This window comes from Pelotomaculum propionicicum (assembly GCF_004369225.1).
GTDB lineage: Bacteria > Bacillota > Desulfotomaculia > Desulfotomaculales > Pelotomaculaceae > Pelotomaculum_B > Pelotomaculum_B propionicicum.
The window spans coordinates 1-13814 of sequence record NZ_QFFZ01000017.1 but is presented as its reverse complement, the minus strand read 5'-3'; the positions used below and the strand labels follow the sequence as shown (position 1 = coordinate 13814).

Genomic DNA, 13814 nt, shown 5'->3' with positions numbered 1-13814 from the left:
TTACATAAAGCGGTTTCCTTGAAGGCGGGGTGAAAAGCTATGGCAGTTGAAGAAGAGATTTGGCGGGAATACCGTAACACAAAAGATGCCAATCTTAAAAATGAAATCGTATTGGCCCATCTGTCCCTGGTAAAATACCTGGCGGGACGTTTGGCGGTAAAACTGCCGGCTTTTGTCGGGCAGGAGGATCTTGAAAGTTATGGTGTTTTCGGTCTTCTGGAAGCTGTGGAAAAATACAACCCTGATTTAGGGGTAACTTTTAAAGCGTACGCTTATAGCAGGATCCGCGGCGCCATGATTGACGAAATAAGAAAATTAAACTGGATCCCCCGTACATTATGGCAGAAGATCCAGTTCTTAAATACCACCAGGGAAAGACTGCAAAAGGAACTAGGGGAACAGGTCCCAAACGCGACACTGGCTGAAGCAATGGGGATTACCGTAGCGGAGTTGTACAAGCTGGAGGGGCAGATTAACCTTCTCTCATTGTCCTCTCTTGATGAAACAGTATCCGTGGCAGATGGTGAAAGAGTGAGGTGGGGGGATATGATACATGATCCTGAAAGTCCCGATCCATTGGACATGATTGAAAAGGAAGAAAGCAGAAGGCTGTTGGTGCAGGCTATTGAAGAACTTCCGGACAAGGACAGGACTGTTCTGGCTCTCTATTACCAGGAGGAACTGACTTTAAAAGAGATTGGGAAGGTGCTGGACGTTTCCGAGTCCAGAGTATGCCAACTGCACACCAGGGCTTTAAACAGGTTGAGGAGCAAACTGGAGCAGGCTGCTTATTAAATCAAGCAATTTAATTTCAATTGAACATGAATTGTTCGTGCTATAACTTATTGAAACTGTGAGATTTCATTTGAGGAGGATAAATAAAATGCTCAGAGGTTTGTACAGTGCCGCCACTGGCATGGATGTACATCAGGTAAAAGTTGAAAGCATTTCTAACAATCTTATGAACGCCTCCACACCAGGCTATAAAAAAGAAGAAGTCATAGTACAAAGCTTTCCGGAGCAGCTTTTAATTCAACAGGGCGGCCGGCGGAACAAAGGTGGAGCTGCCTCGTCAAACCTGTCACAACAGATTGGAACAATGGGATCAGGAGTGCTGCTGTCGGGTGTTGTAATTGACCATTCACAGGGAGAGGTTCAGGAAACTGGCAATGATACCGATATAATGATTAATGGCCCTGGCTTTTTTACTGTGCAGTCAGTTCAGCCCGGTGAGCCGGAGAGAATTTTTTACACCAGGAACGGTTCCTTTAGAGTCGATCAGGAAGGATATCTCACCGATGCCGTAGGCAACCGGATACTTGGCGAAGTCGGGCAGATCAATGTCGGAAGCGCTAAATTCAAAGTTTCCAGTGACGGCAAAATGGAGGTGGACGGGACAGTAGTGGATACACTGCGTTTGATTGAATTTGATGACCCCGGCAGCCTCACTAAAGAAGGAGAAGGACTGTTTACAGCCCCGCCGGGAGGCGGCCGGCAGGCTGCGTCAACCACTGTCTCCCAGGGTTTTTTAGAAATGTCCAATGTCAACGTCACCGACGAAATGATCAACCTGGTATCCGCAATGCGAACCTATGAAGCCAATCAAAGGGTGATTCAGACTTTTGATGAAATCCTCTCCAAGTCAGCTAACCAGGTGGGGACGATTAAGTAAACAACAAGGACAGGATTAACAGGATTAAAACATGATTCACAGAATTTTATAAAATTAAATTAATATTTGAACTTATTAAAATTACTTATATCATTGCGAATTAATAATTACTTTTTGTGAAAAGCAAATTTGAACTCTGATAAATGATTTAGTCTTTTGATTTAAAAAATTATTTTAAATCATGTTAATCCGAATTAATCCTGTTAATCCTGTCAATTTGTTTATGCTACCAAAGAGAGGTGATTGAGATGCTTAGGGCTCTTAATTCAGCGGCCAGCGCTATGAACGTTCAGATGCAAAAAATGGATATTATCGCCTGTAACGTGGCCAACGTAAACACAACCGCCTATAAAAAAGACACCGCTATTTTTGCTGAGGCTGCCAGCCAGGAAATGAACAACTACGGCATCCCGATCTCGAACAATGTTCAGCAGCAGACTGTGGGCGGCGGCGCCATGATCACCGCGGTGGTGAAAAATTATACCCCGGGTGATGTTATTAAAACTGACCGGCCACTTGATTTGGCAGTTAACGGCGAAGGTTTCTTCAAGGTTGTGCTGCCGGGAGGCGAAGAGCGGTACACACGTGACGGCTACTTTACGCTGAACCAGGACGGAAGCCTGGTCACACCTACGGGTTATACGCTGGAAGGGGTGCAGTTGCCGGCTAATCCCGGCAAGATAGTAATAACTCAGAGCGGAACAGTATTCACAGGCGAAGAGGGAAGCACCACCGAAGCCGGGCAAATTCAGCTTTACAAATTTTCCAGCATGACCGGCCTTAAACCGGAAGGAAATAACCTCTACTCACTGGTTTCGGGTGAAGCGCAGGCAGGTGTGCCCGGAGAAGATGGTTATGGTACGGTAAACCAGGGCTGTCTGGAAACTTCCAACGTTGACCTGCTGGAAGAAACGGTCAATTTAATTGAAGCGCAGCGCGCTTATGGTTTTAGCTCCCGTGTTATTAAAACCGCTGATGAGATGTGGGGATTAGCGAACAATATGCGGAAGTAAGGTGATTTGAATGCAGGATTCACCGGGACGGGCGGCAGCCTCAAGCCAGACGTCACCCGTTACCGAAATCCATGTTGGTATTGCCGAGATGAAGGTTTCAGTTCAGCCGGACCGGTTAGTTACCATGGGACTCGGTTCATGTGTAGGAGTTGCCCTTTACGATCCGGTAAACAGGATCGGTGGGCTTTTACATATAATGCTCCCTGACAGCACTATGTTTGACAATGTAACTAAACCCGCGAAATTTGCCGATTTGGGCATTCCCCTGCTGGTAACGGAAATAAGGCGCAGGGGGGGTAAAGTCAACTACCTTCAGGCTAAAATGGCCGGAGGGGCACAGATGTTTTCAGGCGCTAACGAAAAGTTTATGCTCAACATAGGTGAGCGCAATATTTCTAACGCCCGCGTCGCTTTAAAACGCCTGGGCATTAAGGTGCTGGCGGAAGAAGTAGGCGGCAACCGGGGCAGGACCATGATCCTGGATACTGTTAACGGACAGGTGCTGATCCGTACGGTTGGCGTCCCGCTAAAGGTGATTTAATGGAATTTGCGGTTTTTATGGAAAGAGTTCGCGGCAGCTTCGAGCTCGATTTAGGTTCATATAAGGAGAACCAGTTAAGGCGAAGGCTTGATAACCTGATGGCAAAACGCAGGGTCAACCTGGGTGATTATGCCGGTTTTTTCAGGCTTTTAGCCGCTGACCGCAGCGCTTATAAAGAATTTCTTGACACCCTGACTATAAACATCTCCGAGTTTTTCAGGGACAAACACTTTTTTGATTATCTTGAGAAATATGTTTTGCCAGCCCTGTCAGCCGGCGGCAAAAGCCTGAAAATATGGAGCGCGGCCTGCGCCAATGGGGCGGAGCCATACTCATTCGCTATTATTCTTGATGAAATTACACCCGGGGCAAGCCATTATATTGAAGGCAGCGATATTGACCAAAACGCCCTTAATGCAGCGCGGGAAGGTTGTTTTTCCCCGGACCAGATCAGAAATGTCAGCGGTTTGCGCTTGCTCAAGTATTTTAAACGGGATGGCGACAATCACTATTTAATAGACAGTATCAAAAATAAAGTTTTTTTCCGCCGGCATGACCTGTTGCTGTCTCCCTACGATCAGGGATTTGACCTGATTGCCTGCCGCAACGTGGCAATCTACTTCAACAGGGTTGCGCAGGAAAAGTTATACATGAATTTTTACAGAGCGTTAAACTCAGGCGGAGTACTGTTTATCGGCGCCAGTGAAATGATTTTTAATTGCCGGGCATATGGTTTCGAGAAACTTGCCCCTTGTTTTTACCGCAAGAAATAAAAAAATTCCGGGAAGGGATGGGGAAATGGCTGAAAGCGGGTTTATGTCAGATATGCATATGGACGCTCTCAGGGAGATCTGTAACATCGGGCTTGGCAATGCGGCAACCGCTCTGGCCGAATTGCTCCAGAAAAAGATTGATATTGCTGTGCCCCAAGCCTGTTTTTTTGATTTTGATGAGGTTTTCTCGCTGGTGGGCGGGCTTGAGGAAGTGGTGTCCTGTGTAGATTTAAGCCTGGAAGGCGATGTCCCGGGTACAGTTATGTTTATGTTCACGGAGCAAAGCACTTATGATCTGGTAGATATGCTGATGGGGAACGAACTCGGCACCACCAAAGAACTTGACGAACTCGGCCAATCTGCCGTTTCTGAGATCGGAAACGTTTTGACCGGCTCTTTCATCAATGCTATTGGCGGTATGACCGGTTTGAATATGAACACAACAGTGCCGATGTTTGCTTTTGATATGCTGGGGGCGCTCCTTAGCACTTCACTGGTGGCTAGCGGATACTGGGATGACCAAATCTTGGTAATTGAAACACTGTTTTATCAAAATAACGACCGCATTAAAGGGCACTTTTTCCTGTTGCCTGAGACTGGTTCACTGAGCAGCCTTTTTGCTGCCCTGGGCATGGCTTAGGAACAAAGGAGAATACGGGAGGTAGATTGAGCTTGGCTAAAAGTATTCTAATCGTGGATGACGCAGCTTTCATGAGGATGATGATCAAAAACATCGTGTCCAAAAATGGCTACGATGTTGTCGGGGAAGCTGAGAACGGTCAGGTTGCGGTGGAACTGTACAAGAAACTGAAACCGGACCTGGTCACCATGGATATCACTATGCCGGAAATGAACGGCATAGAAGGGGTGAAGGCCATCAGGGGTTTTGATCCCAATGCCAACATAATTATGTGCAGCGCAATGGGCCAGCAGGCCATGGTAATGGAAGCTATTCAAGCCGGTGCTAAAGACTTTATTGTCAAACCTTTTCAACAGGACCGCATCCTGCAGGCCATTGGCAGAGTTCTGGCCAGGGCTGAACAGTAATGGGACGTGGGTATTGAGACGTGGGACGTGAGAAGATGTAGGTGCGAATTCATTCGCACAAAGTATTAGTATACCTGCGTCGCTATCGATGAAAAGAATGTCCAAACTGCAGTGTTCTGATCAATCCCACCTGCAGGTTTATTTGCTTTTCAGATAAACAAGCAAGTTGCACGCAAAAAGCTATTGTAATATGATAATTTTATGGTCCTAGGACCCGAAAAGAATGCAGTATATACCGACAACCTACTACTGACTACCGACTACCGAACTGTGGGGTTTACTGATGGATATTCTATCACAAAATGAGATTGACGCGTTGCTGGATGCCCTGTCAACCGGTGATGTCAAGATTAGTGAACTGCAGGAAAATGTTAAACAAATAGATTACAAGCGTTATGATTTCCGTCGCCCCAACAAGTTTTCCAAAGAGCAGCTGCGGACTTTGCAGGTTTTACATAGTAGTTTCGCCCGCCTTCTTTCCAACTTTTTAACCGGTTATTTGAGAAACAATATTCAGATTGAGGTTGTTTCAGTCGACCAGTTGACCTATGAGGATTTTATCCGTTCTATTCCTAGTCCGACCGTTCTGATGATTTTCTCTATGAGTCCCCTGAAAGGAACAGGTATTATCCAGTTTGATCCTATGTTTCTCTTTCCGATGATCGACCTCTTTTTCGGGGGCAACGGTGAAAGTCCGAAAACCATTCGCGATTTGACTGACATAGAATTGTCCGTAGTTCAAAAATTGTCTGTAAAGATTCTGGATAACCTTGCCATAGCCTGGAAAGATATAGTCCAGGTGGAGCCTTCCGTTGATTCCATCGAGACAAACCCGCATTTGCATCAGATGTTCTCTTTTAATGAAATAGTGGCCCTGGTGTCATTCTCCACGCAGGTAGGTGAATCTGCCAAAGGGTTTATCAACCTCTGCCTTCCTTTTCCCCTGCTTGACCCAATGGTATCCCAGATGAGTATTCAAAGACGTTTCAAACCGCACCCGTCAGATATTGATGACGTGGAAAAAAAGAAAATGGAGCACTGGCTGGGACTGCCCACAGTTGAACTCACAGTCCTTTCCGGACAAACCTGGGTGACCGTCAATGATTTCCTGCAGCTGCAGGAGGGCGATGTTTTACTGCTGGACAGAAGAGTGGACCAGGATATGGATCTGTATATTGGTGAGCAGTTAAAATTTAAAGTGCAGGCAGGAACTTTAAATAAACAGCTTGCCGTACAAATTACCGCGTTGGTGGAGGGTGAAAAGGATGTCTAATAGGCTTCTAAAACAAGAAGAGATAGACGCTCTGCTTAATGCTCAAGATGCTGAGCCGTCTCAGCCAGAGTCTGCTGACGCGGATTTTGTGGAAATACCGCTGCAGGAAGTCTTAGCTCAAGAAGGTATTTCCGGAGAACCTGAGCCGGCAAGCGCGGCTGTGGAAACAAGTGCAATAGAATCCGGAGCAAAAGAACCTGAAGCAGGTTTAACAGATGAACAGAAAGACGCCCTGGGAGAAGTCGGGAACATCTGCATGGGTTCGGCTTCAACCACACTTTCCATGCTGCTTAACCAAAAGGTGAATATCACCAGTCCCAGGGTAACCATCACCAGCCTGAAAGAGCTTTTTGACAGTTTCGCCATCCCTCATATAACCATATTTGTACGCTTTATTGAAGGGCTTTCCGGTTTTAACCTGCTGATCATGAAAATCCAGGACGCGGCTGTTCTGGCCGACTTAATGATGGGCGGCGACGGGTCAAATATAACCGAAGAGTTGAACGAGATCGGAGTCAGCGCGGCTTCCGAGGCGATGAACCAGATGATCGGTTCAGCATCCACCTCTATGGCTACAATGTTCAACCGCACAGTAAATATTTCTCCCCCGGAGACCAGGGTATGTCATAATTCCGAGGACCTGGACTACCTGAATATTACCACGGAGGGACCTATTGTCACTGTATGGTTTGATATGTCTATAGGCGATATCCTCTACACGCAAATCATGCAGGTTATGGGGCTGGACACTGCCAGGGAGGAAGCGGGGCTGATTCTTGGCCAGCTTTTTGGTGAGGAAGCAGTTACACCCCCGGCTGAAGAGGAAAGCCAGCCTGTTGATTTAGCTGACTCAAGCGCTTCAGGTGAGATTGTTCAACCGGCCGGTTTCGAAGAATTCCTGATGGAGGTACCAGCCGAAGCGGCGCCTTTTGCTGCTGCCGAACCGGAATTGCCACAAGAGCCGCCTGCAGTAAAACCGGTTAAAGCAGTTCCCCGCCCGTCCTCACCGGCCAGGCCCGTGACGGCGCCGCCCGGCTTTGACCAGCAGCGCCTGGACATGATTTTGGATATACCCCTTAAAGTCACTGTCCTGCTTGGCAGGACCAGGTGGCCGATTAAAGACATACTAGGCCTTTCGCCAGGTTCTGTGGTTGAAATGCAAAGCCTGGTTGATGAGCCGGTGGAGGTTCTGGTCAACGGCACCCTGGTGGCGACGGGCGAGGTGGTTGTTGTCAATGAGAACTTCGGGGTCCGCATCACCAACATCATCGGCCCCGAGGAAAGAATCAAAAATCTCAACAGATAAAAAGCCCCTTTAGGGCTTAGACTAATCTGATAATGATGTTACCTACAAATTGTAGGTGCGACTTTAGTCGCACAATGTCGTAATGGCTTCAAACAAATTTGGCGCTAACGCGCCTTGTTCGATTAAAATCGAACCTACAGTTTCTAATCCGTTGCTGCCGCATCAGCGGTATGGACGGCTTTCTCTACAAACCAAGCCCTCTAGGGGCTTTTGCCTTTTATTTCTCCGGGAAAAGGGTTAAATTAGAAGGGTGGACAGGTGAGGACAAATTGAAGATTTACGCTATTGGTGATGTCCATCTCTCTTTTAGCCGGCCGGTTGACCCGCAGCGATGGGAATGTGTTGAGCAGTACAAGCCTATGGACGTCTTCGGTGCGGAGTGGCATGAACATTACCGTAAAATATATGAAAACTGGACTAATACGGTCAGCGCCGGGGATTTGGTTCTACTGCCCGGCGATATTTCATGGGCTTTGAAATTGGACGAGGCCCGCTTTGATTTGGATTTTCTCGGCCGGCTGCCGGGCCGGATTATTTGTTTGGCAGGCAATCACGATTACTGGTGGCAGAGCCTGTCTAAAGTGCGGGCCGTACTGCCCCCAAATATGAAGGTAATCCAAAATGATCACGTGCGGGTCGGCAGTCTGGCCATTTGCGGCTCCAGGGGCTGGTGGTGTCCCGGGTCGGATTATTTTAAAGAAGATGACTTGAAGATATACCGCAGGGAATTGATCAGGATGGAAAACTCTTTAAGAGGGGCAGCCGGCTCTGCTGAAGAGATTATCGCGATGCTCCATTTTATGCCGACCAGCGAGCGGCATGAAATGAATGAATTTATTGAGCTGTTTAAAAAGTATAATGTGGGCAACGTTGTTTACAGCCACCTGCATGGCGCCGCCGCCCGGCTGCGCCTGCCGGGACAGGCCTGGGGCATCAACTTTCACCTGGTCAGCGCCGATTATCTCAAATTTACTCCGGCCCTGATCACAGAGCTGGCTTTTCAGGAGGGTGACGGGGCGAGTCGACCAGAGTGACGCTGGAAAGCAGTATTTCTTCAGTCCCGGCTAACAGCCCTCGCTCATAGCGCCTGCGCCTGATTTCCGCCCTGGGAATGATAACGGTAAGCTCATTACTGGGTGGTATCGCTGAACTGCGGGTTATTTTAAGCGAGATATCACCTATTATTATTTCCAGTTGGTTTTCAGTTCCGTTTTCAAATACAGAAACTTTTTTAGGTGAGCTGTTAACTTTACTGCGGGCTGGTTTTTTTCTTTTAAAGAGGTTAAAATTAAACATATTTGCAACCCTTTTTTATAGTATATGGTTTTAAAAGCTCCATGCTATTTTTTTTACTAAACCGGTACTATAAAAAAGTGAAAAATAAGCTTAATGAATAAGTCTCCAAGTCAGAAAGGGTTTTTAAATGAGAACTGAAGCAGTATTGTTTGATTTAGACGGTACGCTGGTGGATTCCCTGCCGCTTATTTTCAGGACTTACAGGCTGGTATTCGCCGATATGAAGATACCATGGAACAACAATGATCTGGCCAGGTTGGTCGGGCTTCCTTTAAAGGATATCGGCAAATTTTTTGCGGGGAAAGCCGCGTCCCGTTTTGAAGAGCTTTACCAGTATTACTACCACCGTGATCTTGACCTTTTCACCAGGCTTTATCCCGGTACCATCGCTTTATTGGAGCAGCTTAAAAAACGTGGTGTCAGATTGGGCATTGTCACTTCCAAGGGAAAGACAGGCACTTCTAGAACCACCCTTTTTACCGGGCTGGATTGCTTTATGGACGTAATCATCACCGCACACGACGTTAAGAAACATAAGCCCGATCCGGAGCCTCTGTTGAATGCCATAAAATTTTTGGGAACACAGGCGGCTGATACTATTTATGTGGGAGACAGCAAATTTGACATTATAACCGGTCAAAACGCCGGTTCCCGCACACTTGGCGTAACCTGGGGCCTTGGCAGCAGGGAGGAGCTGGCAAGCCTGCGGCCGGACGGTATGATTGACCGGTGGGACGAACTGAATAACTACCTGTAAGGCATGTAAGGTAAGGTATGCTATGGAGGCAATCTAATTGATTATAGGGGTTTTGACCGTTGAGCTGCATCTGGGAGAAGCAGCTTCTCTTAAGGATAAAAGAAGAGTAATTAAAGGTGTAATAGAACGGACTAAAAACCGGTTTAATGTTTCTGTGGCTGAAGTGGGTGAACAAGATACCTGGCAGCGCTCTGTCATCGGCGTTGCTTTTGTAAGCTCTGAAAAAGTTCACGCACACCAGGTTTTAGCGGCGGTGGTCAGGTTCATAGAAGCACAGGGCAGCGTGCTTATCACTGATTACCAAACCGAATTTCTCTAGAGGGAACATTCTATAAATATATAATGATTTTAACAAAAGAGTCTGATAATTTGATACAATGACTTCAGGGTCTTAACATTGTTAAAAAAGGGAGGCGGATCATGAGTCAGGATCTTGTTTTAGAGGCGCGTAATAAGGCAGGAGGATATTTTAGGGAGGGTTATAACTGTTCGGAGTCTATTTTTCTTGCCATGCGGGATCTGGTTGCCCCCGAACTGGATGCCGGGCTGGTCAGGATGTTTACCGGTTTCGGAGGCGGGTTCGGACATGCCGGATGCGTATGCGGCGCCCTGAACGCGTCGGTGGCAATTATCGGTCTTTTTAAGGGGAGGACCAGTAACGAGAAGGATCGTGAGCCAGGCTATAACGCGGCCCATGAATTTCATGATTTATTTCAAGACCGTTTTGGCGGCACTTGCTGCCGGGTGCTTAACCCGCACCCGTACGACACACCTGAACATTTGAAAAACTGCATAAAAATTACCGGCAATACCGGTAAGCTCCTGATGGAATACCTGATTGATCAGGGCCTGGTAAAAAAAGAATAGGCTTTAAGAAAACACACCGGAAGGAACAGTGCCGACTGCTCTGGCCGGTGTTTTTACGGCTTAAATTCACAATGGAAAATACATGCAATTATTGGGATTATATCAACCTGGGCTGTCTATGAGTCTGCAAACAAAGGAAAGAAGGATAAAGTAGAATAATGTTGAAATTAATTAAAAACTTAAGAAAAAACTAGTTCAGTGTCTATTACGAAGGTGATCATATTGTCAAGAAAAATAATTTACCTTTCAGCCGCAATAATTATTATAATCGCCGTATTCTTTATCGGCCGCGAGTTTTTCTACCCGGCGCCTCTCTATTATCAAGGTGACTCGTCGTGGGCAGCCTCGCAAAAACTCGCCTTAATCAGACTGGAAGATGTAAACCCCGGCACTTACGATACCAGAGAAAAATTAGATAAACTGGTTAAGATCGCTGATTATCTTTATAAAGAAGGAGTTCCTTTTCAAATTTCACTGATACCCGTCTATAAAGACCCGGCCAGCAACATTGAAATAAGCGTCGGGGATACCGAAATTTTTCAGATCCGGGACTTTAATAAAACCATAATGTACATGCGGGAAAGGGGGGGGATGGTAGGCCTGCACGGGTACACCCACCAGCATCTTAACGAAGTTTCCGGCGCCGGCTTTGAGTTTTCAGATAAGAGTGGGCAGGAGTATGCCAAGATGGCCTACGCTGAAGAGAGGGTCCAAAAAGCGCTGGCAGCAATGGAGCGGGCCGGTATACCGGTTGATTACTGGGAAACACCTCACTATACCGCATCGCTGGACCAGTATAAAACCTTTGGGAATTACTTTGGCCTGCTCTATGATCCCAACCCGTGGGAAAAGACACTAAAGAATATAAGTTCACGGGACAGCACGGGAATGGATAACCAGAGTGTGATTTTTGTGCCTGCCCCGCTTAATAATATAACTGTTGACAAGGATGTTGAACGGATATTCAGCCAGTTGGATAAAAATGATCCGGCAGTCCTGGCCAGTTTCTTTTACCATCCTACGCAGGAATTTAAATTCCTGTACAAGATGCAAACACCACAGGGAAAAGAGTTTTACGCACATGAACCAGATTCTTATCTGAAAAGGTTGATTAGTGGTTTTAAGGAGAGAGGCTATAAATTCGTATCGGTTTATGACTTGATAGGTTTTTTGCCGGCTGAGCGTGTAACCGGCCTTAATGCCGGCAAGGGCAAGGTTTTGCTGTCTGGTGATATTGACGGAGACGGGCGCTTTGACCTTATAGCGGGGGACCCGGCCAAGGGGCTTTGGCAAGCAGGTCTAAGCCGGGTGGACCGGCTTCTGCCCAGATATAATCCAGAGTCGTTTGCCCCAACCACGGACTGGCTCAAAAACTGGGGGCAGGGAGGCACAAAGGAATTTGCCGCCGGTGATTTTAACAATGACGGAAAAAAAGACCTGGTTTCCTGGGATAAAAAAACAGGTGAGATAAATGTCGCTTTGAGTGACGGCAGCAAATTTATCCCTCAGCAGCCCTGGGGCAGCTTCAACGCTTCCGGGGGCACGGTTAAATTCTTTGCGGGACGTTATAATAACAGCAGCAGGGATGGTCTCCTGTTTTGGGTACAGGACGAGAATACAGCTTATGTGGCGCTGAGTGCCGGAGACAGCTTTACTCCCGCCAGACCCTGGCTGGAGAATTGGGGCGCGGGCGCGGGCTTGCAAATTTTAACCGGTGATTTTAACGGTGACGGTAAAAAAGACCTCGCTGCACTGAATAAGAATACAGGGGCTATACAGGTTGCGCTTAGTGCGGGGGACAAATTTGAGCTTCCCGCTGACAACGGCGGACAGCCCTGGATTGCGGGCTTTGTAACCGGTGACAGGTGGCAGGTGCAGACAGGTGACTATACCGGTGAAGGTGTCGACGATTTTATCGCTTATGACAACACGCTCGGGAAATGGCAGTTTATCCTTACCAGGAATAAGCAGTTTGTAATTGAAAGCTGGCCTGTGGTTTTTGGCAAAGACCCCGCCGGACAGTTCCTGGTTGGCGATTTTGACGGTGACAAAAAATCCGACCTGGCGGTATCGCGTCAATTCGGAGGCCAGACGCCCATTGACCTAGCCATCTCAGTAATGAACAGAAACAACAGCCCCCCGGCGGGCTCGAACTAACCTGAGCGTTGTAGGTGCGAATTTATTCGCACAATGGTGCACTGACCTCAAAAACAATGTCGGCGCTGACGCGCCTTGTTCGATTGAAATCGAACCTACATTGTCTACAGCCCCCTAACGGGGGCTTTTTTTGCCCTTTGGCCTATAGGGCAAATTAGGACGAAAGTCTCATGAAAAAAACCATAAAATTTTATACAATTATAGAAACGGGTCCTTACCTTACGCGGGGGTGTAATTTTGTTAAAAGTAACATTTAATATACCTTACGGCGTTTCTATAGCAGGCAACAGCCCGCAGGGACTCTGCCTCCCGTTACCGGGCGGCGGCAAGCCCAAACTGGGTGAAACCTGGATCGTTGATATTGCTGACAGAATATCCACACGTTCACTCTACGTAAAGCTGGTCAGGCGCTGGAAAGGCCTGTTGCCGGACTATGAGGCCATCCAAAAAGGTCAGCCCGACTTCCGCAGAGGGCTGCTTGTATTTCGTGATGGCGTTTCCTTCCCTCTCAGCGAGACATCATACGCCAGGTTATGGGAAGATTATTTGGTGCTGCTGGCCAATACCAACGCGGTCATCATATACCAGGGGACCGCAGTCCGCTGGAGGAAGAAGGGAAAGCCGCCGGAGGAATTGCCCTTGCACCGGTTTGCCACAAAATATAAACACCAGCCGCTGCTGGGCGCTAAAGAAGATGTCGACTATTTTTTAGACTCGCTTGGCTGTTTAATAGCACAGGCCATACAGGAATCACAGCTTAAGAAAAGGGGTGCGCCGCCTGAAATCGGCCGGGTTGCGGAAGCAAGGGGATTCTCAGCGGCGCCTTTCTAGCTGGTGTATTTAGTGAGGACAATGCAAAAATGATTATAAATTGGCAGGTGTATTTGAGGCCCGGCTTGCGCCGGGTTTTACATTTTATTAGAATTTATTTAAGGCAGGTTGCTATTAAAACGGAAAAGCCCAGCGGTAAAATGTCAAGCACCATTTTCGAGAAAACTGGAAAATATTTTGTCCTGGGAAAGCAAAAAAGGCAATAAAAAACTGATCCCAGATACTCAACTGGTAATAACTGGGCAACCAAGAAGGCGGTCACTTATAGGAGGCGATCAACC

General features: G+C 47.3%; 16 protein-coding genes. 15 read left to right on the top strand and 1 reads right to left on the bottom strand.

The features are described from left to right. The first annotated feature begins 39 nt into the window (after positions 1 to 39). The 10 genes from Pmgp_RS09155 to Pmgp_RS09110 all read left to right on the top strand — a co-directional run bounded on the left by Pmgp_RS09155 (position 40) and on the right by Pmgp_RS09110 (position 8659). Positions 40 to 795, top strand: a complete 756-nt coding sequence (locus Pmgp_RS09155; RefSeq protein WP_134213686.1) for a FliA/WhiG family RNA polymerase sigma factor — start codon at positions 40 to 42, stop codon at positions 793 to 795. Between the two features lie 88 nt (positions 796 to 883). Beyond that, positions 884 to 1672: a flagellar hook-basal body protein gene (locus tag Pmgp_RS09150; RefSeq protein WP_134213685.1), complete on the top strand. Its 789-nt coding sequence runs from the start codon at positions 884 to 886 to the stop codon at positions 1670 to 1672. Positions 1673 to 1920: 248 nt separating this feature from the next. Continuing rightward, a complete protein-coding gene (locus Pmgp_RS09145) occupies positions 1921 to 2685 on the top strand; it encodes a flagellar hook-basal body protein (RefSeq protein ID WP_134213684.1) in 765 nt (254 codons plus the stop codon). 10 nt (positions 2686 to 2695) lie between these two features. Continuing rightward, positions 2696 to 3226: a chemotaxis protein CheD gene (locus Pmgp_RS09140; RefSeq protein ID WP_134213683.1), complete on the top strand. Its 531-nt coding sequence runs from the start codon at positions 2696 to 2698 to the stop codon at positions 3224 to 3226. Beyond that, the gene (locus tag Pmgp_RS09135) at positions 3226 to 3999 is read left to right on the top strand and encodes a CheR family methyltransferase (RefSeq protein WP_134213682.1); all 774 of its coding nucleotides are present in this window, start codon (positions 3226 to 3228) and stop codon (positions 3997 to 3999) included. Before Pmgp_RS09140 ends, Pmgp_RS09135 begins: the two co-directional genes overlap by 1 nt. 25 nt (positions 4000 to 4024) lie before the next feature. Further along, entirely contained in the window at positions 4025 to 4639 is a 615-nt protein-coding gene (locus tag Pmgp_RS09130) for a chemotaxis protein CheC (RefSeq protein ID WP_134213681.1), read from the top strand. Between the two features lie 32 nt (positions 4640 to 4671). Next, positions 4672 to 5046 carry a response regulator gene (locus tag Pmgp_RS09125; RefSeq protein WP_134213680.1) on the top strand — a complete coding sequence of 125 codons (375 nt, stop codon included), beginning with the start codon at positions 4672 to 4674 and terminating at the stop codon, positions 5044 to 5046. 283 nt (positions 5047 to 5329) lie between these two features. Then, a complete protein-coding gene (gene fliM / locus Pmgp_RS09120; protein WP_134213679.1) occupies positions 5330 to 6319 on the top strand; it encodes a flagellar motor switch protein FliM in 990 nt (329 codons plus the stop codon). Continuing rightward, positions 6312 to 7625, top strand: coding sequence for a flagellar motor switch phosphatase FliY (gene fliY / locus Pmgp_RS09115; RefSeq protein WP_134213678.1), 1314 nt, complete (start codon positions 6312 to 6314; stop codon positions 7623 to 7625). Before fliM ends, fliY begins: the two co-directional genes overlap by 8 nt. A 269-nt stretch (positions 7626 to 7894) precedes the next feature. After that, complete coding sequence (locus Pmgp_RS09110; RefSeq protein ID WP_134213677.1) at positions 7895 to 8659, top strand: metallophosphoesterase; 765 nt, start codon at positions 7895 to 7897, stop codon at positions 8657 to 8659. On the opposite strand, the gene Pmgp_RS09105 is transcribed toward Pmgp_RS09110, so the two are convergent. Next, a complete protein-coding gene (locus Pmgp_RS09105; protein WP_134213676.1) occupies positions 8610 to 8921 on the bottom strand; it encodes a hypothetical protein in 312 nt (103 codons plus the stop codon). The genes Pmgp_RS09110 and Pmgp_RS09105 overlap by 50 nt on opposite strands. A 127-nt stretch (positions 8922 to 9048) precedes the next feature. Between Pmgp_RS09105 and Pmgp_RS09100 the strand changes: the two genes are divergently transcribed. The 5 genes from Pmgp_RS09100 to Pmgp_RS09080 all read left to right on the top strand — a co-directional run bounded on the left by Pmgp_RS09100 (position 9049) and on the right by Pmgp_RS09080 (position 13533). Further along, positions 9049 to 9678, top strand: coding sequence for an HAD family hydrolase (locus Pmgp_RS09100; protein ID WP_134213675.1), 630 nt, complete (start codon positions 9049 to 9051; stop codon positions 9676 to 9678). Between the two features lie 37 nt (positions 9679 to 9715). Then, positions 9716 to 9997 (top strand): DUF503 domain-containing protein, encoded by a 282-nt coding sequence (locus Pmgp_RS09095; protein WP_134213674.1) that lies wholly within the window; start codon positions 9716 to 9718, stop codon positions 9995 to 9997. A gap of 101 nt (positions 9998 to 10098) precedes the next feature. Further along, positions 10099 to 10545: a C-GCAxxG-C-C family protein gene (locus tag Pmgp_RS09090; RefSeq protein ID WP_134213673.1), complete on the top strand. Its 447-nt coding sequence runs from the start codon at positions 10099 to 10101 to the stop codon at positions 10543 to 10545. Between the two features lie 222 nt (positions 10546 to 10767). After that, complete coding sequence (locus tag Pmgp_RS09085; protein WP_192902863.1) at positions 10768 to 12702, top strand: DUF2334 domain-containing protein; 1935 nt, start codon at positions 10768 to 10770, stop codon at positions 12700 to 12702. A 237-nt stretch (positions 12703 to 12939) separates the two neighbouring features. After that, complete coding sequence (locus tag Pmgp_RS09080; RefSeq protein WP_134213671.1) at positions 12940 to 13533, top strand: hypothetical protein; 594 nt, start codon at positions 12940 to 12942, stop codon at positions 13531 to 13533. Positions 13534 to 13814 lie beyond the last annotated feature (281 nt).

Excerpts from the sequence above, each read along its gene's own strand:
- Pmgp_RS09130 (WP_134213681.1), top strand. The coding sequence starts at position 4,025 with ATGGCTGAAAGCGGGTTTATGTCAGATATGCATATGGACGCTCTCAGG.
- Pmgp_RS09135 (WP_134213682.1), top strand. The coding sequence starts at position 3,226 with ATGGAATTTGCGGTTTTTATGGAAAGAGTTCGCGGCAGCTTCGAGCTC.
- Pmgp_RS09105 (WP_134213676.1), bottom strand. The coding sequence starts at position 8,921 with ATGTTTAATTTTAACCTCTTTAAAAGAAAAAAACCAGCCCGCAGTAAA.
- fliY (WP_134213678.1), top strand. The coding sequence starts at position 6,312 with ATGTCTAATAGGCTTCTAAAACAAGAAGAGATAGACGCTCTGCTTAAT.
- fliM (WP_134213679.1), top strand. The coding sequence starts at position 5,330 with ATGGATATTCTATCACAAAATGAGATTGACGCGTTGCTGGATGCCCTG.
- Pmgp_RS09090 (WP_134213673.1), top strand. The coding sequence starts at position 10,099 with ATGAGTCAGGATCTTGTTTTAGAGGCGCGTAATAAGGCAGGAGGATAT.
- Pmgp_RS09100 (WP_134213675.1), top strand. The coding sequence starts at position 9,049 with ATGAGAACTGAAGCAGTATTGTTTGATTTAGACGGTACGCTGGTGGAT.
- Pmgp_RS09140 (WP_134213683.1), top strand. The coding sequence starts at position 2,696 with ATGCAGGATTCACCGGGACGGGCGGCAGCCTCAAGCCAGACGTCACCC.
- Pmgp_RS09150 (WP_134213685.1), top strand. The coding sequence starts at position 884 with ATGCTCAGAGGTTTGTACAGTGCCGCCACTGGCATGGATGTACATCAG.
- Pmgp_RS09155 (WP_134213686.1), top strand. The coding sequence starts at position 40 with ATGGCAGTTGAAGAAGAGATTTGGCGGGAATACCGTAACACAAAAGAT.
- Pmgp_RS09145 (WP_134213684.1), top strand. The coding sequence starts at position 1,921 with ATGCTTAGGGCTCTTAATTCAGCGGCCAGCGCTATGAACGTTCAGATG.